Here is a 25,108-nt window from a genome sequence, read left to right as displayed (position 1 = left end):
GGACAGGAACGAACCCACCCCCGTGCGCGTGCACCGGGAAAGGCGGGTGTCCTGGCCCACTTGCGTGGCGGTGAATAGGTCCGCGCCCGATCCGAAGTCAACGGCCTGGATGGTCTGACCCAGCACACATGAATCGATCCGGAGAATACGGTCGAGATTCAGGGAACGTTTGACAACGGAGATGGTGGCAACCTCTGAGGTGCCCGGCGTCAGGCGCGCCAGCGCCAAGGCCCCGACGGCAAGCTTGACAATGAATTTACGCATAAGACTCTGCCCTCCAAACAACGTGGAAGTAGGTTTTTCGCTAAGTCTTAGGGCCCAAGTGCAATCAGTATAAGACCGCGCGCATCAAGCACAAGTGTTAGTAGCCATAGAAATCCAGTCTCCTGTTCGGCGGCCCCTTTCGTCTACGAAAGGGCTACTCTCGTCGCTGGGACACCCTGGATTGTCGTGGATTCGAGTTGTCACGACCCGAACGAAGATTCGTACATGATTGTCCGTGAACCGTTAGAACCACCCGCAAGCACTTGGCAGCATATGACTGACACGGCTGATTATGTGCGAATCTCATCTCGTTGGAGCGAGGATGCACGAACATGGCTCCAACTAACTACCCCTGCTTGCACTATTCCTGCAGAACTTCGCTCGCCTACAAACCGCTTTGAACCACGAATCGGTAGAAGTCCGCCATACCAGTACCTGTCACGGACCATCCCTGGTCATCGATTAGGCGATTTTGAGGCAAGAACGACTTGTTGAAATAGACATGGCAGTGCCTATCTCGATCAAGCCCGACTACTGTTCCATCTGGCCGAATACAGCGACGGACCGGGCCGCAGGTGAAAGGTCGATCCAGGTCTGCGAGAGCCCGACTGTTTGATCAAATCCGAAAGTCCCCTCACACCGCAACGTCGCGTGATCAGACCGCAGGCCATGCCCCTATGCAAAACCCGGACCAGGAAGCAGTACAGAAATCTTCGTCGCAGCCAGCGAAAGTTGCCCACCTTCGCGGATAAGGCCGTCGCGCCGGCGAATGGAGGTGAGCTCGTGTACTCGCTGGCAGCGATTCTCAAACTGCTGTCCCCGGAGTTAGTGCGAAGCGTTCAAGGTCTCGGTGCCAAGATTTCTGGCTCTCAAGTCCTTTAGATTGACCGCGATCAAACTATCCAACGCGTGCTTGTCAGGATCACGTATGCCCCTGCTACCGGAGATCAACCTCAGGTTCCGGGCGGGGCCTCCATACGATCCTGAATCCCAGTTTCAGGCCCCGCGAACCGCGATTTCCCCGGGTTTCGTTTCATCCGCACCAAAGACAATGTACCGCGTGGCGATCTTTTCGGTAAAGAACCGATCGTGACTGACCACGACGACTGCTCCGGGGAAATGCATCAATGCGCGCTCCATGACCTGGGTGCTGGACATGTCCAGGTGGTTCGTGGGCTCATCGAGGATCAGCACCGAAGCACCGGAGAGCAAGCACATGGCCATGGCGACGCGCGAGCGCTGGCCACCTGACAAATTGCCGATACGGTTCTTCAGGTCGGCTTCGGAGAACTGGAACATGGACAGGAACCGGTTCACGGACTTCTTTGTGGCCGAGAACGCCAAGGAATCGGGCAAAGCGTTGACGGCATGCGTCACGGTGTCTTCGGGATCCAGTTCTTCGAGGACCTGGTTGTAGGAAACAACCGCGGCACCTTTGGTCCAGGTGATGTGGCCGGCGTCCTGCTTCTCCTGCTCCATCAGGACGCGCAACAGTGTCGACTTGCCGCTGCCGTTCGATCCCAGGACGATCAGTCGGTTGCCGCGGCGCACCTCGAAGCTGAGGTCGCGGAACAAGGTCTTCTCGCCATAGGACTTGCTCAGGCTTTCAACACGGCACAGCGTGTCCTTGACGTGCAGGCCAGCGTAGATCTCGGTAATGATCTTGTCCACGGGGCGCGGAGCCCGCGACTTCTTGATCTTGGCGAGCTTGTTGTCCAATCCCTTGCTGGCTGCCTTGGCGGCCTCGCGACGGTCAGCGATGCCTTCCGCCTCGAACGCCAGCAGCTCGGATTCGTGGACAAACTGGGACTCGAGAGTCTTGAGCTTGAACTGCTTGGCCACCACGTACTCAGCGAAATTCCCAGGGTATTCATGCAGGTGGAAGTTCTCCACCTCGATGATCCGGGTCACCACGGAGTCGAGGAACTTCCGGTCGTGCGAGACGATAATTGCGGCGCCCTTAAAGGACCTGAACCAGCTCTCAAGCCATTCGACGCCCGCGACATCCAGGTAGTTTGTTGGCTCGTCGAGCAACAAGACATCTGGATCCTCAAGCAAGATCTTCGCCAATGCCGCACGGTTGCGCCAGCCGCCGGAGAGCGAGTCGATGGAGCACACACGGTGGGCTTCATCGAACCCGAGCGTCGTGAGCACCGTGTCGATGGAACGGTGGTAGTCCCAACCATCGAGCCGGTCCATGGATTCGAAGAGCTCGGACTGGCGGTGGATCAACCTGTCCATCTCATCGGCGTTCGGGTTCTCCGCAATCGCAACGTCTATGGCTGTCAGCTCCGCCTCGATCTCCTTGACCTCCACGAACAATCCATCGAGAACCTCGGAAATCGTCGACGAGCCGTTGAGCTCGGAGAACTGAGAGAAGTACCCGATCTTCGTTCCCAGCTCCACGGCAACCGTGCCGGTATCCGGCTCGACTTGATCAAGGACAAGCTTCAGCAGCGTCGATTTGCCCGATCCGTTCTTTCCGATCAGGCCCACACGGTCCCCCGCCTCAAGCTTGAAAAACGCCTCACGCAGGATCTGGTTGTTTTCAAAGCGAACACTGACGTCGTTCAGCCGGATCAAGCTCATGACGGGGTGGATCCTCTCGGGAAGATTGTCGGCAGCCCACGAGGCTGTGTTGAAAAATGTACGTACCCCATGGAGCCCGCCAGGTGTCCGACCCGCTCAGGACGACGCCGGAACACCATCATCGATACTACTAGCAGCCACGACCCATGTGCCTCATCGCTCACTGTTGCCTGCTGTATCGGTCTACTCGGAGCCGAGACCTGCGTTGTGAGGCGGCCCGCGTCGCCCGGCAGACGGGCCAGCACGTTGAGGCCCTTGCCACGATGCGCTCCGACAGGAACGCTGGTTCAACGGGCCGCTGATGATGTCCTTCGTCCCAGTCTCGACCGTCGTCTCAACCTGTCGAGGGACCAACTACGAATCCCGAGAAGTCTTGCCCATTGGACATGTCTGCTGGGGCTTGAACATCTGTCGGCGGAAACCATCACCTACTTGGTCAAGGGTGCTCGGGTTCCCGAGTTTCCATAGGTTTCGGCGTGGATGTGGTCCATGTGCAAGGTGGTGTCGTTCCAGTTTCCGACGAACTGCTGCCCGTACTTGCCGGATTTCGAGTACTCCTCCCAGCCCCGCGCGGGACCGAGCCATATCTTGTCCTGCCAGATCAAGTAGGAGATTCCGAGGGATGCCCTGTTGTTGATCAGGAACTGGGCCATATCGTCTCCCTTGGCGACGCTGGCCGGGGACCGGTAGTCCTTGATCATGATGTCTGCAGCCTTGCCGGCGCTGTGTCCCACTGACCCCGGGCGTATTCCGCCAATGGACGAGATAGCGCTTGAATACCGGGCCCGAACTGCGTTAATGACCGCAAGCGTATCGGGTTGCAGGGTCGCGACCGCCGTCTTAGAGAGCAACGATTCGCTGATCCAGCCCGTGCCCTTGCTAGAAACGACACGGGCCCAGCCACCCTTCGATTCAAGGAAGGTGACTTTTTCACCCGCCGGGACTACATCGATCACCGCGTACGTTGTCCCGTTGCCGGTGCGCAGGTTGACGTTCCCGCTGGTCCAGCGGTACTGGTTTTCCTCAGGTTTGTTTTGCGTTGCAGTGAGGTATCGCTCGCTCACCCATCCGGCGCCCTTGCTGGTTTTCACATTGGCCCAGCCGTCCGCGGCGCGTGCCTGGAGCACCTTCTCGCCGGCAGGAATGACGCCTTGGCTCTTGTAGTTCGTGCCAGCCGCTGCACGGACGTTGACGGCGCTGGTCGTCCATTTCGGGGTGGAGAAGTTCAGCGTAGGAGGCAACGGCGTCGGCGGCTTGGGAGTGGTCGGCTTGATGTCTGAGACCGGCGGCTTGATGGCTTTGTTGGAAAGGTACTTTGACGGTATCCAACCGATGCCTGCTGTTGTCTTGACTTGCTGCCAGGAGCCCGAAGTGCGAAGCCATTCAACCTTGGTGTTTGATGCCACCGTGGTCAGGTTTTTGCTTGAGGTGCTCGCCGTCACGAAGACCTTCTGCTTGCCATTGACCCATCGATTGACCACAGACGGGCTAGTTTTTGCCAGAGTGCTGCCGGGGACGTATCCGGTCTTGCCTGAAACCTTCACTCGGACCCAGGAACCGCTCTTGCCGAGTACCTCGACCTTGGTGCGACGCTGCACAGCGAGAATGGCGCTCGAAGAACTCGACGCCTTGGACCGCACCGTGGTGTATCCGGTGGTGTAGTTGTAGACCTTCGGTTGGGCAGGCGCAACTGTCTTCAGGTAGTCGCCGGACACCCAGCCGGTTTTTGACTTGTAGGTTACCTGATGCCATTTTCCGCTGACCTTGCGAATACTGAGAGTGGTGCCCTTCGGAATCAACGCAAGCGATGCCGTAGAAGTGCTGGCGCCCTTGCGAAGATTCAGTTTTGCAGTCGTTTGCTTGACGGTTTTCGCCGGTGCCAATGTGACGTTTGCATGTGTCGAAAGTGCCGCGGCCGGGAGCTGCGCCGCCGATACCACTGTAGGTCCACCAACGAGTGAAACGGCAAGGGCCAGCACTATTCCGATGTGCTTACGCGTCATCCAGAAGCTCCTGACAAGGTGTTTACGGCGAACGGACAGGTTCATACACTATCCAACAAATTTTGATTATGGCTACAAATCCTGAAACATTCTCTTCACCAAGATCAAAGACAATTCCGTGGATTACACGGTTCCGCGGGCGACGGAGTCTCACATCGACCACGCGCACCCCGGAATTTCGGCTCGCTTTGCCTTCTGCAGACATGTGAAATCCTGACAGACATTCGCAATCCACAGCGCTCAATTCGGAGCCTGTGGCGTGATTCCCGCGGGTTCCCAGTGACGCCTTCAGCCTCGACACTCGCATGCCCCGTCATACCGGTGCCGCCTCACCGGCACAAGACGATTGAAACGTTGGAAGCGTACGACACACGTATCGTGCGCCGCTGGTCGCCTGAATGCGACGCCCACGGAGAGTCAGCTCCCTGCGGAAACCGGATTTATCCGAAGCCGGAACAGAAGGCCAGTTGTAAGTCGGGGCGATCATGGGTTCCGCGCACCGCAATCTTGGCCGCTTCGGTGCACGCCTGGCGCAGTCGTGGATCATAGCTTCCGACAGCGGACCGACGAGCAGCGTACGAACCGCTCGGATTTCAATGGCCCTTCCAGTCTTTAACACCATGCCGCATCTCTCGGAGTTGTTCGAATCCCTGGCTGCCCAGGACCTGGATCCCTCCTTGTTCGAGGTCATTGCAGTCGACGACGGTTCAACCGATGGCGTAGGCAGGCTGCTGGACATGTTGGCGGCGCGTCATTCGATTTGGCGGATCCTACGCCAGCAGAAATACGGATGGTCCTGAAAGAACCGATACCTCAGGATCGAAGCCAGCGCTTCTGACTACGTCTCCTGCTCCGACGCGGTCGACGTGGGCGGTACCGAAGCCCTGCGCAGTATGCTCACTTTCGCCGACGAACACTATGCGGATGTGCTCACGCCGCGAGTGGTGGACATCAGCGGGCACGGCGTGAATACCGCACTGTTCTCCAGGACGATGGTCAACGTGCCGATCCGGACGATCATGGCAACGCTTGCCTCGCAAAAGCTCATCCGCCGAAGCCAGCTCGACGCGCACGACACCCGGTCCCCGCTGGGGAAGGGCCCGGCTCGAGGACCGCATGATGCTGGCCCGGTGTTACCTGGCAGCCGGACGCATCTCCATCCTTGCCGACTACGACTACTACTTCATCCGCGCACTCGGGAACGGTACGAATATCAGCTCGCAAGGAACCTCACCGGAAAAATACACCTCCTCGGTCCGGGAAGCCGCACGGATCTTCACGGAGAACCACCCGGACGCCGAGCATGCAGAGCTATCTGTGTCGGACTTGTACAGGTGCAAGCTGCTGCGCTCCTACGCACCGGCGCGCTTCCAGCGGACGTCGCCACTGACCAGGGCAGCTGGGCCAATGCCCACGCTAGATTCGTTCGGCAGCACGCCCACGTGCGCTTGGAAGAACAGCTGGGGTTTCCCGTTCCTGCAGCCTTCATGCTTGGTCCGCGCACGGAACGTCGCGGGCCTGCGGCGGCTGGCCGCCACCGAGGAGGCGCTACGTCCCACCTGCCACGCGAAAGCGCCGGTTCCCGGCAGCACGGAACTGTGGATCGTGCTGGAACCTCGAGTCCCTGTACCTGCTGGCCAGCGCTCGCGAGGGCGGATTCGCAGGTGGAGTTCCAGCTGCGGTCCTCCGGCCGGGAACACGTGACACGGGTGCCCACCGCCGATCTGGAGGCTTGGGCGAAGCAATGGTTGACTGACACGTCCGGCTGCGCGTCGACGGCCTCGACAGCAGTCCGGGGCGGTTGCGCGCTCCGGTGGACGGGCTGCCGGCGGTGTTCGGCGGCCACCGGCTATATGCCACGGTCCAGGGGAACCTCGTCATGGACAGGCGCGGATGAACCATGCCCGCGGCAGCCTGTCGGTCAGCGGTCCTCGTGGTGCACGGGAACCACCACCACCGGCAGGCTTTGGTGTGCGATCACGTGCGAAGCAGTGGATCCATTGAACAGTTCGGACAGGTGCGCACCGACGCCCTTGTGCCGGGTTCCCACCACCAGCATTTGGGCGTGGACTTCTTCGGCCAGCCGGGCCAGTACCTTGCCCGGCTCCCCCGCAATGACCCTGAGCGACCAAGGCGCGTGGCTGCCGGCCATGCAACTTTCCAGGAAGCGCACCAAGTCTGCTGCGTCCGCCCCGACCTGCCCGTCAATCTCCAAGGGACCCAGGGAATTGCCGGGGATCTCCGCCCGCAGCTCCCCTTCGGCAAGGTAGCTGTTGGGCTCGATGTAGGCGAAGACCAGCGTGCTGCCCAGGGCCTCGGCCAGGACGCGTGCCTCGAGGGCCACCCGCCGCGGCTGCTTCAACATCACTCCCGCAACGATGGGACCCGCTCCCCCGACATGCGGCGGCTCCTTGCTCATGGTGTGCTCCTTCCATCCCCGGGAATCCAGTCCTCCGGATGCCCACCATGTTCCTCCGATCACCGGCCGCGGGGAACAGTGGCGAGGTGCGGCCGCCCCGCTTAACGCAGTTGGCCCCGACCCGCCTTGCGGCGGATCGGGGCCAACTGGCTGGGGCTACCGTGCGGCAGCCACCGGCTTGGGGCTGTGGGCCTTAGCGGGCGACGGAACCTTCGGTGTAGTCATCGCTGGTCTTCCAGGAGAAGAGGTTGCGCAGCTCGCGGCCGGTGGCCTCGATCGGGTGGGCCTCGCCCTTGGCGCGCAGCGCCAGGAACTCCGGTGCCCCGGCATCCTGGTCCTCGATGAAGCGCTTGGCGAAGTTGCCGTTCTGGACGTCGGCGAGAACGGCCTTCATGTTCTCCTTGACCTCCGGGGTGATCACGCGCGGGCCGGAGACGTAGTCGCCGTACTCTGCGGTGTCGGAGACGCTCCAGCGCTGCTTGGCGATGCCGCCCTCCCACATGAGGTCGACGATGAGCTTGAGCTCGTGCAGGACCTCGAAGTAGGCGATCTCCGGCTTGTAGCCGGCCTCGGTCAGGGTCTCGAAGCCGTACTGGATCAGCTGCGAGGCGCCGCCGCAGAGCACTGCCTGCTCGCCGAAGAGGTCGGTCTCGGTCTCTTCGGTGAAGGTGGTCTCGATGACGCCGGCGCGGGTGCCGCCGATGGCCTTGGCGTAGGACAGGGCCAGTGCCTTGGCACCGCCGGTGAAGTCCTGCTCGACGGCGATCAGGTCGGGGATGCCGCGGCCTGCCTCGAACTCGCGGCGCACGGTGTGGCCCGGGGCCTTCGGTGCCACGAGGGCGACGTCGACGTTGGACGGCGGGGTGATGTAGCCGTAGCGGATGTTGAAGCCGTGGCCGAAGAACAGGGCGTCGCCCGGCTGCAGGTTCGGTGCGATGTCCTCGGCGTACACGAAGCGCTGGACCTGGTCCGGGGTCAGGATCATGATGACGTCGGCTTCGGCAACTGCCTCGGCGACGGAAACGACGCGCAGGCCCTCGGCCTCGGCCTTGGCGATCGACTTGGAGCCGGCCTTCAGGCCGATGCGTACGTCGACGCCGGAGTCGCGCAGGTTCAGTGCGTGGGCGTGGCCCTGGGAACCGTAGCCGATCACGGCGACGGTGCGTCCCTGGATGATCGAGAGGTCTGCGTCGTCGTCGTAGTACATGTCAGTCACTGGAATTTCTCCTTGTTTCGGTGTGAAGATTGTGTGGAGTTCGGGGGGGGTGTTAGGCGGATACGGAGCGCAGGGCGCGGTCCGACATCGATTTGGACCCGCGGCCCACGGCAAGGGTGCCTGCCTGGACTATTTCGCGGATGCCGAACGGCTCAAGCACCGCAAGCAGTGCGTTGATCTTATCGGCATTGCCGGTGGCCTCGATGATCAACGAGTCGGTGGACACGTCGACCACGGAGGCGCGGAAGAGGTCTGCGGCCTGGGTGACCTGCAGGCGGGTTGCCGCATCGGCGCGCACCTTGACCAGGATGTGGTCGCGCTGCACGGATGCCTCCGGCATGAGCTCAACGATCTTGATGACGTTGATGAGCTTGTTCAGCTGCTTGGTGACCTGCTCCAGCAGGTCACCCTCGGCGTCGACGACCACGGTGACCCGGGAGATGCCCGGGACCTCGGTGGGGCCCACGGCCAGGGAGTGGATGTTGAACGCGCGGCGGGCGAAGAGCCCGGCGACGCGGGTCAGGACACCCGGGACGTCTTCGACGAGCACGGAAAGAGTGTGGCGTGCCATGGCTTTCTAGTCCTCTTCTTCCCACTCGGGCGTCATGCCGCGAGCAATCTGGATCTGGTCGTTGCTCACGCCGGAGGGGACCATGGGCCAGACCATCGAGTCGCGGGAGACCACGAAGTCGATGATGACCGGGCGGTCGTTGATCTCCAGCGCCTGCTTGATGGTGGCGTCGATGTCCTCGTCGCGTTCGCAGCGCAGGCCCACGCAGCCGTAGGCGTCGGCGAGCTTCACGAAGTCCGGGACGCGTGCGGTGCCGTGGCCCGTGTTCAGGTCCGTGTTCGAGTAGCGGGCGTCGTAGAACAGCGTCTGCCACTGGCGCACCATGCCGAGGGACGAGTTGTTGATGATCGCCACCTTGATCGGGATGTTGTTGATGACGCAGGTGGCGAGCTCCTGGTTGGTCATCTGGAAGCAGCCGTCGCCGTCGATGGCCCAGACCACGCGGTCGGGGTTGCCGACCTTCGCGCCCATGGCCGCCGGGACGGAGTAGCCCATGGTGCCCAGTCCGCCCGAGTTCAGCCAGGCGTGCGGGCGCTCGTACTTGATGAACTGTGCGGCCCACATCTGGTGCTGCCCCACGCCGGCGACGTACACGGCCTCCGGGCCGGTGAGTTCGCCGATGCGCTGGATCACGTGCTGCGGTGCCGAAAGTCCGTCATGGGTTTCGGTGAAGCCGATCGGGTAGGTCTCGCGCAGGCGGCCGATGGTGGACCACCAGTCGGTGAGATCCGGTGCGCCCTCGTCGGCGAAGCGCGTGCGGCAGGCCTCGGTGAGCTCGGGGATGATCTCCTTGACCGAGCCCACGATCGGGATGTCCGCGGTGCGGTTCTTGGAGATCTCGGCCGGGTCGATGTCCGCGTGGATGACCTTGGCGTTGGGCGCGAACGAGGAGAGCACGCCGGTGACGCGGTCATCGAAGCGGGCACCGAGGGTGATCAGCAGGTCGGACTGCTGCAGCGCCGTCACGGCGGACACCGAGCCGTGCATGCCGGGCATTCCCACGTGCAGCTCGTGGCTGTCCGGGAAGGCACCGCGGGCCTGCAGGGTGGTGACGACCGGGGCGCCGACGAGCTCCGCGAATTCCTTGAGCTCGGCCGAAGCGTGGCCCTTGACCACGCCGCCGCCGACGTAGAACACCGGGCGCGAGGAGGCGGCGATGAGCTTTGCCGCCTCGCGGACCTGCTTGTTGTGCCCGCGCACCACGGTCTTGTAGCCGGGCAGGTCGATCTTCGGCGGCCAGGAGAACATCATCTTGGACTGCTGGGCGTCCTTGGTGATGTCCACCAGAACCGGCCCCGGGCGGCCGGTGGACGCGATGTAGAACGCGCTGGCCAGCATCCGCGGGATGTCCTCGGCCTTCGTGACGAGGAACGAGTGCTTGGTGATGGGCATGGTGATGCCCACGATGTCCGCCTCCTGGAAGGCGTCCGAGCCGATGAAGGCGCTGTTGACCTGGCCGGTGATGGCAACCATCGGGACCGAGTCCATGTGCGCGTCGGCAATGGCGGTGACGAGGTTGGTGGCGCCGGGGCCGGAGGTGGCAATGCAGACGCCAACCTCCCCGGTGACCATCGCATAGCCCTGTGCCGCGTGGCCTGAGCCCTGTTCGTGGCGGACCAAGACGTGGTTGATCTTGGTCGAATCCATGAGCGAGTCGTAGGTCGGCATGATTGCGCCGCCTGGCAACCCGAAGACGTCCTTGACGCCCAGTTCTTCCAGTGTGCGGATGATGGCTTGTGAGCCAAGCATCTCCGTGGGAGCAACGATGTTGTTCGGGCCCTGGACGGGGCTCGACGCTTCCACGATGGTAGAGACAGTGGCATCCTTGCTTCGGTTGGCGGGTTTTGCCGTCAGCGGACCGCTGGCGGGGGTTCCGTTACTCATGGGGATTATTCCTTCTCTATCTCTTCTACTCTGCACATAAAAAAACCCCAATGGCGCCTGTGCGGCGAATGGGGTTTGCGCGTCACCGAAGCCCTCCGTGGTGTGGGAGGGGCTCAAGCTCAGCGCTTGATAACTAGTAGTACTTCGGTGCGGATCTGCATGTTTCCAGTTTGGTCGCCGCCGCTCCTGGAGTCAAACAACCGCAGTCCCCATCTCATTATATGAGACAGCTGTCCGATGGGTGGACGCTTGATGCCGCATCCACCCATCGGATGCGGGCTCGCCTAGCCGCAGTAGGCACCCGTGGAAGCCGAATTCACGAGCTTCACGTACTTGCCCAACACGCCGGTGGTGAACTTCGCGGGAAGCGGTTCCCAGCCGACCTTGCGCGACTCGAGCTCGGCCTCGTCGACCAGCAGGTCGAAGGAGCGCGCCGCGATGTCGACGCGGATCCGGTCCCCGTCCCTCACGAATGCGATGGGGCCGCCATCGACAGCCTCGGGGGCCACATGGCCGATGCACAGGCCGGTGGTTCCACCGGAGAAGCGTCCGTCGGTGAGCAGCAGGACGTCCTTGCCCAGGCCCGCACCCTTGATGGCGCCGGTGATGGCGAGCATTTCGCGCATGCCCGGCCCGCCCTTGGGACCCTCGTAGCGGATGACCACGACGTCCCCGGCGTGGATCTGCCCGGCGTCGAGCGCTTCCAGGGCACCCTGTTCACGCTCGAAGACGCGGGCGGTTCCCTCGAAGACCTCGGCGTCGAAGCCCGCGGTCTTCACGACGGCGCCCTCGGGTGCCAGCGAGCCGTGCAGCACGGTGATGCCGCCGGTCTTGTGGATCGGGTTGTCCAGCGCGCGCAGGATCTTGCCGTCGACGTCCGGCGGGTTGATCTCCGCGAGGTTTTCCGCGACGGTCTTGCCTGTCACGGTGAGGCAGTCCCCGTGCAGCAGCCCGGCATCGAGCAGTGCCTTCATGATCACCGGCACGCCGCCGATCTTGTCCACGTCGGTCATGACGTAGCGGCCGAAGGGCTTCAGGTCGCCCAGGTGCGGGATCTTGTCGCCGATGCGGTTGAAGTCCGCAAGCGTCAGGTCGACCTCGGCCTCGCGGGCGATGGCCAGCAGGTGAAGCACGGCGTTGGTGGAACCGCCGAAGGCCATGGTCACGGCGATCGCGTTCTCGAACGCCTTCTTGGTCATGATGTCGCGCGAGGTGATGCCCAGGCGCAGCAGGTTCACCACGGCCTCGCCGGAGGCGCGGGCGAACATGTCGCGGCGGCGGTCCGCCGAGGGCGGGGCCGCGGAGCCCGGGAGGCTCATGCCCAGGGCCTCGCCGATGCAGGCCATGGTGTTGGCCGTGTACATGCCGCCGCAGGCACCTTCGCCCGGGCAGATGGCCTTTTCGATGCGGGTCAGGTCCTCGACACTCATCTTGCCGGCGGCGCACGCACCCACGGCCTCGAACGCGTCGATCAGGGTGACTTCCTTCTCGGAGCCGTCCTCAAGCTTGACCCAGCCCGGCATGATCGAGCCGGCGTAGAGGAACACGGAGGAAAGGTTCAGGCGCGCGGCGGCCATCAGCATGCCCGGCAGGGACTTGTCGCAGCCGGCGAGCAGGACGGAGCCGTCGATCCGCTCGGCCTGCATGACGACCTCGACGGAGTCGGCGATGACCTCGCGGGAGACGAGCGAGAAGTGCATGCCCTCGTGGCCCATGGAGATGCCGTCGGACACGGAGATGGTCCCGAATTGCATGGGGAACCCGCCTCCGGCGTGGACGCCCTCCTTGGCGCCTGCGGCCAGGCGGTTCAGCGACAGGTTGCACGGGGTGATCTCGTTCCACGAGCTCGCCACGCCGATCTGCGGCTTGGCGAAGTCGTCGTCGCCCATGCCCACGGCGCGGAACATGCCACGCGCCGGGGCGGCGTGGATGCCGTCCGTCACCACACGGCTGCGGGGCTTGATGTCTGGGGCTGTGTCCTGGCTCATGCCCTAAATACTAGGCGTGCCACACGGCGCCGCCGAACCCGTGACGGCATGACGACATATTTCATCCAGCCGATGGCAGGACATGTGTTCGAAACATCCAACCGATAGACTGTTTACCATGGAGAGACACCCAGTTGATTCCACCGACCACGCCCTGAAGGCCCTGCTGCACGAGGCCTTCGACAGCCAGATCCCCAACTACGGGAGCTACAACCTGGTGGCCGCCTCCGGCACCTCCGGGTCCTCGGGGCTCAAGGTCGTCGGCTACCGGCGGGAGCCCGCCGAGCTCATCGTCTGCCCGCTGAATCCGCAAACGCTGGAACCCTCCGAGCGGGCTGTAGCGGTGAACAACACCAACGTGTCACACGTGGCACTCATCAGCGACGGCAGCTACGAGGTCGGAACCAGCACCGGCCGTGTGTACCGCTTCAACATCCCGGCCCACCCGACGCTGGACATGCCCGCGGTGGATGGTGCCGGCGTCCGCCGCGGCCGTGTCGATCAGGCGGAGGACGCCGCCGACTTCGCGGAGTTCATGGACATCTTCATGGATCTGCTCGAACGCGTGGCCTCGGAGTCAGACTGAGGCACGCCGGAACCGAAGCCGCGGAAGGGAGACAGATGATCAACGTATTGGTCGGCAGCACGGTGTTGCCCGGGAACCTCGAGGCGGTACTGGACATCTACCGGGAACTGGTGGCGCAGACCCGCCTTGAACCCGGCTGCGTATCCTACGAGTTGCTGCAATTGCGCGAGGACCCTTGCAACCTGATGCTCCTCGAATGCTGGCAGACACAGGGCCACCTGGATGCTCACACCCACACCCCGCATTTCCTTGAAGCCATGGCCCTCCTCGAGAAGCTCGAGACCGCAGCACCGGCACTCATCTATATCAAGGCAGCGTAGCGGGCCGACGACACCCTCGGCGGCCACCATTGCCCCCTTCCGGCCCCGCGCCCAGGTTGTCCACACGACAATGTGTCAACAATCGCTCGCCAGCGGACGGGAATCGAAGAAGGCATGACGGACGTCCCGCGCATGCCAACGGTCAGGACCCCGCAGTTCCCCGGGGCCTGCCGGAGACGTCGCCCGCCTGCTCCTCCGTCGGCACTTGTGGTGGCATCGCCTGGACCTTTACCGCCGCCGCCCTCGCCACTCTGCTCCTCCGGGTCGTCTTCATGATGCGAAACCAGGATCGGGCCACCGCTTACTTCCCGGGGCTCCACGGACAGATCGCGCTGGGCATTGCCATGCTTATCGCCGCGGTTGCCGACGCAAGCGTGGCGGCCATTGGCGGCGGGGTTCGCATCATCCAGCTGCGCAGCCGCACACGAACTTCGACCAGGCGAAAGGGCCTCACCGACAGCTGAACGGTGCGGGCCGTTCCGTCTGTGGCTGCCCGGTCCGGCGGTACCAAGGTTGCCGTCTCCCGCCGAAACACGGCATCGAAGACACCAAGGCTCGCTTGCCGACTCCCGGGCCTTTAGTGCAGTGGGGGCCGCTCAGCAGCTGTGGCCCCGTAGACGAGGTTCTCCGGGTCCCTCCCCTCGGCCCACGCCGCAACCTGCCGCTTGAGCAACGCCGTCATGCGCGGCATGAACGCCTCGGTGTTTCCGCCGTTGTGGGGAACCACCAATGCGTTCGGCAGGGCCCAGATCGGGTGGTCCACCGGCAGCGGCTCGGGGTCGAAGACGTCCGAGGCGCATCGCAGGCGCCCGCTGGCCAGTTCCGCCACCAGCGCGTCGGTGTCGACCACTGGGCCGCGGGCGACATTGACGACGACGGCGCCGTCCGGCAAGGCGGCAAGCAGCCGCGCATCCACCAGGTGGTGCGTCGACTCGTTGTGCGGAACGATAAGAATCAGGACCTCTATCGACGGCGCGTGCGCCTGCAGGTCGCCGATGGCCTTGATCTCGCCGTGCTCGTCCGTGCGGGCGCGCGTGCCGAAGCGGCTGAGCTCGACCTCGAACGGGTCGAGCCGCTTGCGGATTTCCTCGCCGATCCCTCCGACGCCCACGATGGCCACCCTGCGGTCGGCAAGCCCGGGCCAGCGCCTCGGGTTCCAGCGGGCCTCGGCCTGGTCGCGGACCGATTCGCCGATTCCCCGCAACGAGGCGATGGCCAGGCCGACGGCCAGCTCCGCGGTGGCGGCCGCATGGACGCCGTGCGCGGTGGCCACCGAGACATCGTGGCCCACCAGTTCGCGGATTCCGTCGAATCCCGTGGTCTGGGTTTGCACCATCCTGAGGTTCGGCGCCCGCCTCACCGCCTCGAGCTCGGAGAACTTTGCCATGTACGGGAAAACAGCGATCTCGACGGCACCAAGCGATACACCCACGGGATCGCCCTCGAAATCCCAGATGCCGGCCTTGAGGCCCTCGGGCAGCGGGCCTACGGCCTCGAGCAGTTCTCTGTTTGGAAAGGTCACAACGGTGCTTTGCTTCATGCACACGAGCCTATGCCCGGCCCCAAGCCCATCCCAAGGAACATGCCGTGCCGCGAAACAATCCTTCGCGGACGCCGAAGCCTCCCGACGGTCGGCACAACGCCCCACCTCAAGGTCCATTTTGTGACCTCGATCGCAAACGCGGGTTTCGATTTGCATTCGCCCGCCAAGCTGGTATTGTTTCATGTCGTTGCAGAGCGCAGGAGTGAAACACTCCGGCAAAACAACAGCCGCACCTCTAGCTCAATTGGCAGAGCAACTGACTCTTAATCAGTAGGTTCCGGGTTCAAGTCCCGGGGGGTGCACCACACCGAAAGACCCGGTTCGCACAGCGAGCCGGGTCTTTCGCTTTGCCCGGATGCCACTCCCCGGCCGGCCCGGAAACGGCCCCTCGCCGCGTTTCCCGGCCACGGTGCACTTGCGGTCACCGGGTCCGCAAAAAGCTGGTATAGTTTCATGTCGTTGCAGAGTGCGGGAGTGAAACACTCCGGCAAAACAACAGCCGCACCTCTAGCTCAATTGGCAGAGCAACTGACTCTTAATCAGTAGGTTCCGGGTTCAAGTCCCGGGGGGTGCACCACAGCAAAGGCCCGATCCGCTTCGACGGATCGGGCCTTTCGTTTCCCCGGGCAACCGGGAAGCCTCAGTTCGATGGCACGGGCGTGAATTCATGCCCCAGCGCCTTGGACAACCCCACGAAGATACGGGTCGCCGGCGCCGAACACGGAAGCTCCCCGGGATCGTCGCTCAAGGTGGGCGATTCGGCGCACCCACCCGAAGCAATGTCGCTGTTGACCATGACCACCACCGACGTGTCGGCCGTCGTGTCGTAGTACAGGGCCGTATTGAATCCCGGCAGCTCCCCCGTGTGCCCCACCCAACCGCCGATGCAGCCAAGGGCCAGGCCGTAGCCCGCCGGGGACGGGAACGAGGTCAGGCGCCCGGCCTGGGTTTCGGGCGACAGCAACCCCTGGCCGGTGCCCAGCGCCCGGTTGTATACCAGCAGGTCATCGACAGTGGAGATCAACGCACCGGCGGCACCGGCGAACGTCGGAGTCCAGTGAGTGGCGTCGACAGGTTCCTTCAGCGGCTCAAGCCCCTGGAGGGTGAATCCACGCGGGTGCGGCTCCGGTATCTCATCCGACTCTCCGGGCCAACTGGTGCCAGCCAGACCCAGCGGCGTGAGGATCCGTTGTTGCAGAACCTCGGGGAACGGCCGTCCGGCGACCTCTTCAATCACCAACCCCAAGAGGATGGTGTTGGTGTTGGAATAGTTGAACTTCTCCCCCGGCGCGAAGACCGGCGAAGCCGAGATCCCGTAGTCGATGAGTTCCTCGGTGGTGAACTTGCCTGCGGGATCACCAAAGTAGCGTGCCAGGAAGTCGTCGGTGTAGAAACTGGCCACCCCGCTGGTCATGTTTGCCAGCATGCGCAGGCTGATCCTGTCGCCGTTGGGGATTCCGGGGTGGTACTTCTCGATCGGTTCGTCCAGGTCGAGCTTGCCCTCCTCGGCCAGCTGGAGCAGCAAGGTGCCCGTGAACGTCTTGGTGACGGAACCGATGCGGGTATGCATCTTGGTGGTCATGGGCGTACCGGCGCTCGGGTCTGCCAACCCGTAGGCGGCCGTCCAAGTGCCTTGCGGCGTGCGCACGCCCACGATTGCCCCCGGTGCCGCAGCACTCTTGAAGGCCTCCTGCGCAGCCGCGTCGAGTCCCGCAACCACCGATTCCGGCAGGTTCCCCGCTCCGCCCGGCGCAGCGCCGGCCACTGCTCCCGGATTCCCCACGCACTGCCCCGGGATGGCCGCGGGGCTGGACACGGCACTCTCCGATGCACCGCCCGACGAATCCGGTGCAACAACTCCCGGCGCGCAACCCGTCAGGAGCATGGCAAGAACCGTGCCGATTGCCAGCCTCCCCGGGAAATTCGCTGAAGCCTTCATGGGTTCACCCGCTTTTCCGGTTCCTGCTTGCTGAAGTGATTCGGGTCGGCTCGGAATTCCCGGCGCGGGCGACACCGCAAACCGGGACGGCGCCGAAAACACGCTTCTTGGCTGCTGACGCGGTCGTTGCACGGACCCCTGGCGTTCCGCACGGTCCCAGTACAGCAGCGATCGTCCGCACTGTCGAGGACCGTGCGGGAATTCTCCCGATGGCTGCGCGCCCGGGTCCCGAGTCACCGGCCCCGCAGGGCCATGGCCCCGGATCCAGTCGCCGCGGTGCATTGCCTGTTGGCCATCCTGGGCCATGCACCCGAAGCGACAGGCCCGACTGTGCCTACCGTCACATGCCAAGATTCGGGAAGTGCCCTGTAAAGCCGCGGGAAAACAGGCCAGTAGCACCCGGGGAATGGCGGAATTCCGGGGATCCCGGCGAGCCGCGCCAACCCTCGTTCCCGATTTTATTTTTGGGCCGTCTTCTGGTTATGATTATCTGCGTCGCAAGGACGGGCCCCGCACGGGGCGCTGACCAAAACGACATAAGCACCTCTAGCTCAATTGGCAGAGCAACTGACTCTTAATCAGTAGGTTCCGGGTTCAAGTCCCGGGGGGTGCACAGAAGGAAAGGCTTGATCTGCCGAAGCAGATCAAGCCTTTCGTGTTTTCACGGCCTTCATCGCGGGACCGGCTTCAGCCGAGGGGAATGCCCTGCCGACCCGGCCCGGAATCAGCGGTTGGCCCGCTCTTCACCCGGCGAAGGCAGCCCGCCTGCCGCCGGGTCAGGCCCTCCGTCGCTGGATGGCCGCAACCGCAGCCATGGACAGCAGCAAACCGACAAGTGCGACCGCCACCAGGGCGTTGAATCCCCCCGTCGACTGGACCAGCGCACCGCCAAGCATCGGGCCGATGGCGAACCCGGTGCCGATGACGAGGTTCACGGCAATCATGATGTTGCCGCTGCCCAAATCCGACAAGGTGGACAGCAGATAGGGCAGGATGAACGTCCATGCGAACTTGAAGATGACAGCGGCAGTGGCGAAGCGGATCAGACCCGGGGTGCCGAACAGCAAGGCAACACTCAGGCCCATGCCCAGGTATCCGATCAGCAGGAACACTTTGCGCCGCGGGGATTCGCCAAGAATCGTTGCCACCGACGCGGAAAGAATACCGGCAACGGTGGCGAGTGACAGCACGAGGCTCGAGGCGGAGAGCCCGATACCCGACGCGGCGGAAATCTGTGCGATGAAGGTCCAGACGCTGGAGAGTGCAACGTAGAACAGCAAGACGGCCGCCAGCCCCAATGCCAAGAGGACAGCCGGAGCCTTCGTCTTGGCCGGCCCGGCATCCGCCTGCTCCCCGTCGTCGGCCGTTAGAGGCGAGGGCCGAAGTGCGTCGCCGTCGATGCAACGGACGGCCAGCAGGCAAAGTGCCGCCAGGGCCGCCAGCGTCCAGTAGATCGCCTCCACGCCGGCGGAGGCGAAGACCAACGGGAACAGCGCAAGGATCAATGCCCCCATCGCAAGCTGCGACACCACGAACACACCGAAGGCACGACTCGGGTTCGAGGCCTTGCCACTCAGGGCCAGGAGAATGACCATGATCGATCCGGAGGCCAGCGAGGTGATGAACCTGGCACCCATCAGGGACGCAAAGCTGTCCATGAATCCCGAGGCGATGTTCCCGGCAACGACGATGCTCGTGAACAGGTACGTGGCCGTGCGAAGGTTCAACCGTCGCATCCACAGGTAGGCCGGCAAAGACGCCAGGCTGAACGATGCCAGTTCCAACGAGAACAACGAGCCGAGCTCAATGGGTGTCACCCCGAAACGTTCAACCAACTTGCCGGCGATGACCGGGGCCACGAGCAGGACCGTATTCAGCACGGCCGAGAAGACACCGATGTAGATGTAGATGCCGCGGTCCGTCCTGCCTTGGATACCGGCATCAGCGAGCGATGTTGCCATGGATTGTTTTCCTTTGTCTCTTGTGGGCCGTTGGGTCGCTCGTTGGCGCGCTAGTTCGCAGCCACCGAAACGGCGTCGTCGATTCCGGCTTCCGCGCCGGATCGGTCGTAGACCTTCCGGCCCTCGAAGAATGTCTGCTTTACCTTGGTCTGGTGGATCTTCCCCGGTGCGATCGTGAACAGGTCCTGGTCCACCACGATGAAGTCCGCCGACAAGCCAGGGCGGATCATGCCGGTGGTTTCCGCCAGCCCCATGGCTGCGGCAGGGTTCCTGGTGAAGGCCGCGATGGCCTGGGCCACGCCGAGTCGCTGGGATTCGTTGAGGGTTCCCTCGATGGCCGGATCCGGGTGGCGGCGCGTGACAAGGGTTTCAAGTCCAACCCACGGGTCCGGCGAGGGCAGCGCGCACGGCCAGTCGGACCCGGCCGCCAGGAGGGCACCGGCCTCGACCAGGTCCTTCGTCGGCCAGCTGCCGTTGACCGTGTCTTCCGGGATTTGCTTGGCAACACTGTTCTGGATCACCGACGGGTACCAAATGTAGGGCGAAGCGTCCGCCACCACCTGCAGCTCCGCGAACCGGGGAATGTCCTGGGGCGCGATGAACTCCACGTGGGCGATCTGGAAGATCGGCCCGAAGCCATGACGCCGGCGGACTTCCTCCACTGCGTCGAGCGCCAACCGCACGGCGGCATCGCCCGTGGCATGCAGTTTTCCTCCGTAGCCGCGTTCGTAGCACAGCTCGAGAGTGGACACCAGGTCGTCGAGGTTCCACAGCGGCGCCCCGGTGAAGCCGGGGTCGTCGTGGCCGTGGTGGCAAATGTATGGCCGCAGCATCGCGGAGGTGCGGGTCATCGGGATGCCGTCGAGGACGAACTTCACGAAATCGGGGCGCACGTGGGTGCTCCTGTGTGCATCGGCGATGTCGAACAATTCTTCCCCCACGACGCCGGCCTCAATGAAATCGCGGGCCGGCATGGATCCGACGACCCAGGCTGTGACGTCGCCCTCCGCTTCAAGCGACTGCAGCGCCTTCCACGAGTACTCCATGGTCGCTGCGTCCTGCACCGAGGTGATCCCGTACGAATTGAGCGTGCGAAGGGCCGTCTGCAGCGAAACCTTGTTGCGGGCGTCGGGATCCGCCACCGCCGCGTCGGCTGCCGCCTCCGCGACCGCCGAGGCAAGTTCCTGAAGCACCCCGGTCAGGGCGCCCGACCCGTCCCGCACATACGTTCCCCCTTCGGGGTCCATCGATTCCGGACCCACGCCCATCAGTTCCAGCGCCCGCGTGTTGACCCACCGGTTGTGCATTGAATCGTCCCGAAGCAGCACCGGGCGCCCGCCCGAGGCGGCATCAAGTTCAGCCAGGTCAGCGGTGTTGCCGATCTCGTCCATGACGGTGGCGCCGACGATGCCTCCGGTGATCCATTCATCGGCACCCAGCTTTTCGCCCCAGGCACGCACCTTTTCAAAGATCGTTTCCTTGGGGTCGGTCGGCAGAATCGGCAGATCCCATGCCGCCTGCCCTCCACCCAGGCCCAAATGCGAATGCCCGTCGCTGAATCCCGGCAGGACCAGTTCGCCCCCGAGTTCAAGGAACTCCGTGGAAGCGGCGGCCAGCGCGCGCACCTCCTGCTCGGTTCCCACGGCGATGATTTTTCCCGACGCGACGGCGACGGCCTCGGCCCACTCGCGGGCCGGGTCGCCGGTGTATACCTTGCCGCCGGTGACGATCAGTTCGGCAGGTGGAAGCTCGTTCATGTTGTCTCCTGGAGGTGTTGTGCGTACTGTTTCTGCAAGTTCGGGTGGTTGCGGGTGGCCGTTCCCGTGTCTCACGCCGGGAAGGACGAGCGGCCGGTGTATCCGAAGTCGGACAGCAGATTCACCCCGTTGATCGCGCGCGAGTGTTCCGACGCCAGGTACCCCACCGTCCAGGCGATGTCCTCGCCGTCCTGCACGGGGTAGCCGACGTCGTCGAAGGAGGATATGCCAAGACCCCGCCGAGCCATCGGCGTGTCGACGATCGACGGGCAGACGCTGTTGACCCGGATTCCGTGCGCATCGAAGAGTTCGACGGCCAGGGCCCTGGTCAGTTGCACCAGGGCGCCCTTCGAAGCGTTGTAGGCCAGCATGCCCGGCACGGCAACGAACCCCGAATCCGATCCCACGATCACGACGCTTGCCGACGGGGATTGCTTCAGGTGCGGCAAGGCGTGTTTCACGGCCAGGAATGTTCCAAGCACGTTCACGTCAAGCACGTCGCGAAACGATGCGGCCGTCACGTCCTCGCACGCGGCCCCCATTTCGCCGTCGGTCCCCGCCGAGGCGACGACGAGGCCGATGCCGCCCAGCTTCTGCGCAAGCTCGTCCATCGCGGCCCGGACTTCATCCTCGTCGGCGACGTTTGCCTGCGCCACCGCCAGCCGGTCCGGCGACGCCGGGGCCAGTTGGGCCACGGCGTCGCCCAACTTGGCGGCGTCGCGCCCGATGATCCCGACACTGGCCGACCGATCGAGAAAGTACCTGGCGACGGCCAACCCGATTCCGGATGAACCTCCGGTGATGACCACCCGCTGCGGCAGGCCCAAAGCGTCAAGGGCACCCATGATCCCCACTCTTCCTTTCACTTCAACCGGACTGCCGAAGCTGCTGGATCGGCGTGAAGTGAATCTACAGATGTGACGCGGGCCATTTGAATAGCGTTCTGGAACCTAGAATCAGATTCTGGTAACTAGAACGCTATTCCTCGCCGGCGCCAGCGCTGGGAGTATTGGTTCCAGAATCCACGTTCGGTCCCACGAGGACACATCCGAAAGGACCACCATGTCGAAGCTGTCCCGCGACGAAGCGCTCTCACTTGCCCGACGGGCCTTGCCGCACTTTTCGCTGTCCGCCGATTCCGAGATCTCCTTCGTGAAGCACCGGGAGAACGTCGTGTTCCGCGTCGCCGACCGGCAAGCCTCCTTCGCCCTGCGCATCCACCGGCACGGCCACCGCAGCGACGAGCAGGTGCGCACCGAGAACGCGTATGTCGTTGCCCTGCATGAGACCGGTTTTGCCGTACCCGATGTCGTTCGTTCACAGGACGGCGAACTTTTTGCCCTCGTGCCGGACGACCGGGGAACCGCCCACCAGGTGGATCTCCAGCGCTGGGTCGAAGACTCCTCTCCCCTGGGCGATGCCGATGATGCACTGGTTGGCCTGGACAATCCCGACGTGCAGGTCTTTGTGCAACTGGGGGATCTGTGTGGGCGCTTCCACCGCGTTTCCCGCGAGGTCGGCCGCATCCCGGGCTATTCACGCGACGCGTGGGATGCCGAGGGACTGGTGGGGCCTTCTCCGCTCTGGGGCGACCCGCGCGGCCTGGCGGACTCCGCTGCGGACCGCACCCTGATCGACGCCACCATGGCTTCGCTGCGCCAGGTGCTGGCGGACCTCGGCACCGGCCCCGAGGTCTACGGCGTGGTCCATTCCGACTTCAGCCCCGAGAACGTGCTCACCTCGAAAGCAGGCCTCACGCTGATCGACTTCGACGACTTCGGCGAGGGCTGGTGGCTCTTTGACATTGCGACGGTGTTGTTCTGGTACCACCGCCATCCACGGGGCCTCGAGTACAAGGACGCACTGCTGGCGGCCTACGAAAAACACATGGACATCCCCGCCGCCGCGCGGGCGGCCCTGGACGCCTTCGTCCTGGCCCGCGGGCTCACCTACCTCGGCTGGGCGGCGGACCGACCCGAAGTGGACACCAGCGCCTTCCTGCGCGCCGAGGCCCTTCCGGCGGTCCTGGAACTCTGCCGCACCTTCAACACCACCCACTCCCCCCTGGAAGGGAACACCATGTCCGACAGTGACCTGGACCTGCTCGCTCGACGCGCACGGACCCTTGGACCGTACTCGCCGCTCTTCTACGACCGCCCCCGCCACTTCGTGGCCGGCGAGGGGGTCTGGCTGACCGACGCCGACGGGCAGCGCTACCTCGACGCCTACAACAACGTGCCGCAGGTGGGGCACGCCAACCGCCGCGTGGCCGATGCCGTCGCCGAACAGTTGCGCACCTACAACCTGCATACCCGCTACCTCAGCGAACCGGTTGTCGACTACGCGGAGGAGCTGCTGGCGACCTTCGGCGGACAGCTGGACCGGGTGTACCTGACCAACAGCGGATCGGAGGCCAACGAACTTGCGCTGCGCATCGCCCGGCACCGGACGGGCCGCCGCGGCGTCATCGTCACCGACCACAGCTACCACGGCAACACGATTTCCCTTGCCGCCCTCACCACGGGGCTGCAGGTTTCCGAACCCCTGGGCGACCACGTACGGACCATCACCGTCCCCGACCTCGACGCAGCGCATGGCACGCACCCGGACCACTTGCTGGCCGAGTCCCTGGCCCAGGTCGATGCCGCGATTTCCGCGCTCCAGGCGGACGGGCACGGGCTTGCGGCGCTGTTGATCGAGCCCGCGTTTTCCACCGAGGGGCTGCCGCGCCTCCCGGAGCGCTACCTGGCCGGGCTGGTCGAGCGGGTCCACGCAGCGGGTGGACTCGTCATTTCCGACGAGGTCCAGGTTGGACTCGGGCGGCTGGGGGACGTGTGGTGGGGCCACCAGGCAACCGGCATCGACCCGGACCTGGTGACGCTGGGCAAGCCGCTGGGCAACGGCTACCCCATGGGCGGGGTCGTCACCAGCGAGGCGGTGCTCAACGACTTCAGCAGCGCCAACCTGTACTTCAACACGTTCGCCGGAACGCCCGCCGCCGCGGCGGCGGGCCTGGCGGTGCTGCGGGAGGTCAAGGACCGGGACCTCGTGGCCCGCACCGGGGACCTCGGGCGCCTTGTCGCGGAACGGCTCGGGTCGATTGCCGCGAAGCACGCGACGGTGGCGGCAGCCAAGGGCCGGGGGTTGTTCTTCGGGCTGGCCCTCGTCGACGTGGACGGCAAGCCAAACGGCCCGCTCGCCAAGGCCGTCGTGGAGGCGCTGCTGGGCGAGAACATCCTGATCAGCCGGATCGGCCCTCACGAAAACGTACTCAAGATCCGCCCGCCGCTGGTGATCGAGAAGCACGAGCTCGAGCAGGTGCTCGATGCCCTGGACACCGCGCTGCATGCCGCGGCGGGCGCCGCCGCGGAACGGGCCCGGGCATGACGGCGGATCCCGCGGCAGCCCTCGCGCCCCCGCAGGGCGACGGCCTCGAACCCGACGGGCCTCCCACATCGCTCAGGCAACGCCAGCAGATGCGGACCCGCCGGGACCTGGTGCGCACCGTCATCGGGATCATCGGCGCCGGCGGGCTCACCTCGGCCACCATCGAACGCATCACCAAGCGGGCCGGGACCTCGCGGGCGACCCTTTACGCACATTTCCCCGGCGGCAGGACGGAACTGGTCTCGGAGGCGTACCAGCAAATGGGCCGGGACCTGATCGCCGCCGCGGAACGCGATGCCGCACAGCAGTCGGATTGGATCGAACGGCTGTGCGCCTACCCCCGGGCCATGCTGGAACTGGCGACCATGCGTGAACTGGGACTGTTCTACAACGTGTCCGGGCCGCAGATCGTTGGCATGGAACGCCGGGGCGCCGGCTCGCAGCGCACGCTCGACGCGCTTGTCGATGGGCTGCGCGGCGCCCAGGAAGCCGGCGAGATAGCACCCAGCTTCGACGTGGAGGCGATTGCCTCCCTGCTCGTGGGCGCGATCAGGGAGACGGGGATCGACGCCTCCCGCGATCCCGCGACGGCCCGGCGCCGACTCGACGCCTTCCGGCAGCTGCTGGAGGCGATCGCGGCCCGCTGACCCGGCCGCCGGGACGTCGTCGACTCCGCGTGCG

General features: G+C 64.4%; 18 protein-coding genes and 3 tRNA genes. 9 read left to right on the top strand and 12 right to left on the bottom strand.

Annotated features, from left to right (window positions below; translation table 11 throughout):
* Positions 1 to 1,260: 1,260 nt before the first annotated feature.
* Positions 1,261 to 2,853, bottom strand: coding sequence for an ABC-F family ATP-binding cassette domain-containing protein (locus ACSYDW_RS08140; RefSeq protein WP_438338221.1), 1,593 nt, complete (start codon positions 2,851 to 2,853; stop codon positions 1,261 to 1,263).
* Positions 2,854 to 3,281: 428 nt separating this feature from the next.
* Positions 3,282 to 4,901: an SH3 domain-containing protein gene (locus tag ACSYDW_RS08135; protein WP_438338220.1), complete on the bottom strand. Its 1,620-nt coding sequence runs from the start codon at positions 4,899 to 4,901 to the stop codon at positions 3,282 to 3,284.
* A gap of 440 nt (positions 4,902 to 5,341) precedes the next feature.
* On the opposite strand from ACSYDW_RS08135, the gene ACSYDW_RS08130 reads away from it, so the two are divergent.
* A complete protein-coding gene (locus ACSYDW_RS08130) occupies positions 5,342 to 5,656 on the top strand; it encodes a glycosyltransferase family 2 protein (protein ID WP_438338219.1) in 315 nt (104 codons plus the stop codon).
* 1,121 nt (positions 5,657 to 6,777) lie between these two features.
* On the opposite strand, the gene ACSYDW_RS08125 is transcribed toward ACSYDW_RS08130, so the two are convergent.
* The 5 genes from ACSYDW_RS08125 to ilvD all read right to left on the bottom strand — a co-directional run bounded on the left by ACSYDW_RS08125 (position 6,778) and on the right by ilvD (position 12,934).
* Positions 6,778 to 7,275, bottom strand: a complete 498-nt coding sequence (locus ACSYDW_RS08125; protein WP_438338218.1) for a universal stress protein — start codon at positions 7,273 to 7,275, stop codon at positions 6,778 to 6,780.
* A gap of 193 nt (positions 7,276 to 7,468) precedes the next feature.
* Complete coding sequence (ilvC, locus tag ACSYDW_RS08120) at positions 7,469 to 8,491, bottom strand: ketol-acid reductoisomerase (protein ID WP_438338217.1); 1,023 nt, start codon at positions 8,489 to 8,491, stop codon at positions 7,469 to 7,471.
* Positions 8,492 to 8,543: 52 nt separating this feature from the next.
* On the bottom strand, positions 8,544 to 9,062 hold the full coding sequence (ilvN, locus tag ACSYDW_RS08115; protein WP_209996406.1) for an acetolactate synthase small subunit: 519 nt from the start codon (positions 9,060 to 9,062) through the stop codon (positions 8,544 to 8,546).
* Positions 9,063 to 9,068: 6 nt separating this feature from the next.
* On the bottom strand, positions 9,069 to 10,946 hold the full coding sequence (locus tag ACSYDW_RS08110) for an acetolactate synthase large subunit (RefSeq protein ID WP_438338216.1): 1,878 nt from the start codon (positions 10,944 to 10,946) through the stop codon (positions 9,069 to 9,071).
* Between the two features lie 284 nt (positions 10,947 to 11,230).
* Positions 11,231 to 12,934, bottom strand: coding sequence for a dihydroxy-acid dehydratase (gene ilvD / locus ACSYDW_RS08105; protein ID WP_438338215.1), 1,704 nt, complete (start codon positions 12,932 to 12,934; stop codon positions 11,231 to 11,233).
* 118 nt (positions 12,935 to 13,052) lie between these two features.
* On the opposite strand from ilvD, the gene ACSYDW_RS08100 reads away from it, so the two are divergent.
* The 3 genes from ACSYDW_RS08100 to ACSYDW_RS08090 all read left to right on the top strand — a co-directional run bounded on the left by ACSYDW_RS08100 (position 13,053) and on the right by ACSYDW_RS08090 (position 14,304).
* Positions 13,053 to 13,520, top strand: a complete 468-nt coding sequence (locus ACSYDW_RS08100; protein ID WP_438338214.1) for a hypothetical protein — start codon at positions 13,053 to 13,055, stop codon at positions 13,518 to 13,520.
* A gap of 35 nt (positions 13,521 to 13,555) precedes the next feature.
* The gene (locus tag ACSYDW_RS08095) at positions 13,556 to 13,840 is read left to right on the top strand and encodes a putative quinol monooxygenase (protein ID WP_438338213.1); all 285 of its coding nucleotides are present in this window, start codon (positions 13,556 to 13,558) and stop codon (positions 13,838 to 13,840) included.
* 272 nt (positions 13,841 to 14,112) lie between these two features.
* Positions 14,113 to 14,304, top strand: coding sequence for a hypothetical protein (locus ACSYDW_RS08090; protein WP_438338212.1), 192 nt, complete (start codon positions 14,113 to 14,115; stop codon positions 14,302 to 14,304).
* Positions 14,305 to 14,417: 113 nt separating this feature from the next.
* Here the strand turns inward: ACSYDW_RS08090 and ACSYDW_RS08085 are convergent, their stop codons facing one another.
* The gene (locus ACSYDW_RS08085; RefSeq protein WP_438338211.1) at positions 14,418 to 15,380 is read right to left on the bottom strand and encodes a 2-hydroxyacid dehydrogenase; all 963 of its coding nucleotides are present in this window, start codon (positions 15,378 to 15,380) and stop codon (positions 14,418 to 14,420) included.
* 232 nt (positions 15,381 to 15,612) lie between these two features.
* Between ACSYDW_RS08085 and ACSYDW_RS08080 the strand changes: the two genes are divergently transcribed.
* Together ACSYDW_RS08080 and ACSYDW_RS08075 are read left to right on the top strand one after the other, a co-directional pair.
* Positions 15,613 to 15,688: transfer RNA gene (locus ACSYDW_RS08080), tRNA-Lys, on the top strand.
* A gap of 196 nt (positions 15,689 to 15,884) precedes the next feature.
* Positions 15,885 to 15,960: transfer RNA gene (locus ACSYDW_RS08075), tRNA-Lys, on the top strand.
* A gap of 63 nt (positions 15,961 to 16,023) precedes the next feature.
* Here ACSYDW_RS08075 and ACSYDW_RS08070 read toward each other — a convergent pair.
* On the bottom strand, positions 16,024 to 17,199 hold the full coding sequence (locus ACSYDW_RS08070; RefSeq protein ID WP_438338210.1) for a serine hydrolase domain-containing protein: 1,176 nt from the start codon (positions 17,197 to 17,199) through the stop codon (positions 16,024 to 16,026).
* Positions 17,200 to 17,862: 663 nt separating this feature from the next.
* Here ACSYDW_RS08070 and ACSYDW_RS08065 point away from each other — a divergent pair.
* Positions 17,863 to 17,935, top strand: a tRNA-Lys gene (locus tag ACSYDW_RS08065).
* 163 nt (positions 17,936 to 18,098) lie between these two features.
* Here the strand turns inward: ACSYDW_RS08065 and ACSYDW_RS08060 are convergent.
* The 3 genes from ACSYDW_RS08060 to ACSYDW_RS08050 all read right to left on the bottom strand — a co-directional run bounded on the left by ACSYDW_RS08060 (position 18,099) and on the right by ACSYDW_RS08050 (position 21,885).
* On the bottom strand, positions 18,099 to 19,283 hold the full coding sequence (locus ACSYDW_RS08060) for an MFS transporter (protein WP_438338209.1): 1,185 nt from the start codon (positions 19,281 to 19,283) through the stop codon (positions 18,099 to 18,101).
* A gap of 50 nt (positions 19,284 to 19,333) precedes the next feature.
* Positions 19,334 to 21,040 carry an amidohydrolase gene (locus tag ACSYDW_RS08055; RefSeq protein WP_438338208.1) on the bottom strand — a complete coding sequence of 569 codons (1,707 nt, stop codon included), beginning with the start codon at positions 21,038 to 21,040 and terminating at the stop codon, positions 19,334 to 19,336.
* Between the two features lie 71 nt (positions 21,041 to 21,111).
* Positions 21,112 to 21,885, bottom strand: a complete 774-nt coding sequence (locus tag ACSYDW_RS08050; RefSeq protein WP_438338207.1) for an SDR family NAD(P)-dependent oxidoreductase — start codon at positions 21,883 to 21,885, stop codon at positions 21,112 to 21,114.
* 217 nt (positions 21,886 to 22,102) lie between these two features.
* Between ACSYDW_RS08050 and ACSYDW_RS08045 the strand changes: the two genes are divergently transcribed.
* Together ACSYDW_RS08045 and ACSYDW_RS08040 are read left to right on the top strand one after the other, a co-directional pair.
* Positions 22,103 to 24,427, top strand: coding sequence for an aminotransferase class III-fold pyridoxal phosphate-dependent enzyme (locus ACSYDW_RS08045; RefSeq protein WP_438338206.1), 2,325 nt, complete (start codon positions 22,103 to 22,105; stop codon positions 24,425 to 24,427).
* A complete protein-coding gene (locus tag ACSYDW_RS08040; protein WP_438338205.1) occupies positions 24,424 to 25,074 on the top strand; it encodes a TetR/AcrR family transcriptional regulator in 651 nt (216 codons plus the stop codon). The genes ACSYDW_RS08045 and ACSYDW_RS08040 overlap by 4 nt, the downstream gene beginning before the upstream one ends.
* Positions 25,075 to 25,108: the final 34 nt, after the last annotated feature.

Origin of the sequence: Paeniglutamicibacter selenitireducens, from assembly GCF_051550675.1 — a bacterium.
Taxonomy (GTDB): Bacteria; Actinomycetota; Actinomycetes; order Actinomycetales; family Micrococcaceae; genus Paeniglutamicibacter.
Note: the sequence above shows the minus strand (reverse complement) of the source record. Positions and strands in the feature narration are given on the sequence as shown.

Excerpts from the sequence above, each read along its gene's own strand:
- ilvD (WP_438338215.1), bottom strand. The coding sequence starts at position 12,934 with ATGAGCCAGGACACAGCCCCAGACATCAAGCCCCGCAGCCGTGTGGTG.
- ACSYDW_RS08045 (WP_438338206.1), top strand. The coding sequence starts at position 22,103 with ATGTCGAAGCTGTCCCGCGACGAAGCGCTCTCACTTGCCCGACGGGCC.
- ACSYDW_RS08090 (WP_438338212.1), top strand. The coding sequence starts at position 14,113 with ATGATGCGAAACCAGGATCGGGCCACCGCTTACTTCCCGGGGCTCCAC.
- ACSYDW_RS08100 (WP_438338214.1), top strand. The coding sequence starts at position 13,053 with ATGGAGAGACACCCAGTTGATTCCACCGACCACGCCCTGAAGGCCCTG.
- ACSYDW_RS08040 (WP_438338205.1), top strand. The coding sequence starts at position 24,424 with ATGACGGCGGATCCCGCGGCAGCCCTCGCGCCCCCGCAGGGCGACGGC.
- ACSYDW_RS08050 (WP_438338207.1), bottom strand. The coding sequence starts at position 21,885 with ATGGGTGCCCTTGACGCTTTGGGCCTGCCGCAGCGGGTGGTCATCACC.
- ACSYDW_RS08085 (WP_438338211.1), bottom strand. The coding sequence starts at position 15,380 with ATGAAGCAAAGCACCGTTGTGACCTTTCCAAACAGAGAACTGCTCGAG.
- ACSYDW_RS08125 (WP_438338218.1), bottom strand. The coding sequence starts at position 7,275 with ATGAGCAAGGAGCCGCCGCATGTCGGGGGAGCGGGTCCCATCGTTGCG.
- ACSYDW_RS08135 (WP_438338220.1), bottom strand. The coding sequence starts at position 4,901 with ATGAACCTGTCCGTTCGCCGTAAACACCTTGTCAGGAGCTTCTGGATG.
- ACSYDW_RS08055 (WP_438338208.1), bottom strand. The coding sequence starts at position 21,040 with ATGAACGAGCTTCCACCTGCCGAACTGATCGTCACCGGCGGCAAGGTA.
- ACSYDW_RS08140 (WP_438338221.1), bottom strand. The coding sequence starts at position 2,853 with ATGAGCTTGATCCGGCTGAACGACGTCAGTGTTCGCTTTGAAAACAAC.
- ACSYDW_RS08095 (WP_438338213.1), top strand. The coding sequence starts at position 13,556 with ATGATCAACGTATTGGTCGGCAGCACGGTGTTGCCCGGGAACCTCGAG.
- ACSYDW_RS08060 (WP_438338209.1), bottom strand. The coding sequence starts at position 19,283 with ATGGCAACATCGCTCGCTGATGCCGGTATCCAAGGCAGGACGGACCGC.
- ilvN (WP_209996406.1), bottom strand. The coding sequence starts at position 9,062 with ATGGCACGCCACACTCTTTCCGTGCTCGTCGAAGACGTCCCGGGTGTC.
- ACSYDW_RS08110 (WP_438338216.1), bottom strand. The coding sequence starts at position 10,946 with ATGAGTAACGGAACCCCCGCCAGCGGTCCGCTGACGGCAAAACCCGCC.
- ACSYDW_RS08130 (WP_438338219.1), top strand. The coding sequence starts at position 5,342 with ATGGGTTCCGCGCACCGCAATCTTGGCCGCTTCGGTGCACGCCTGGCG.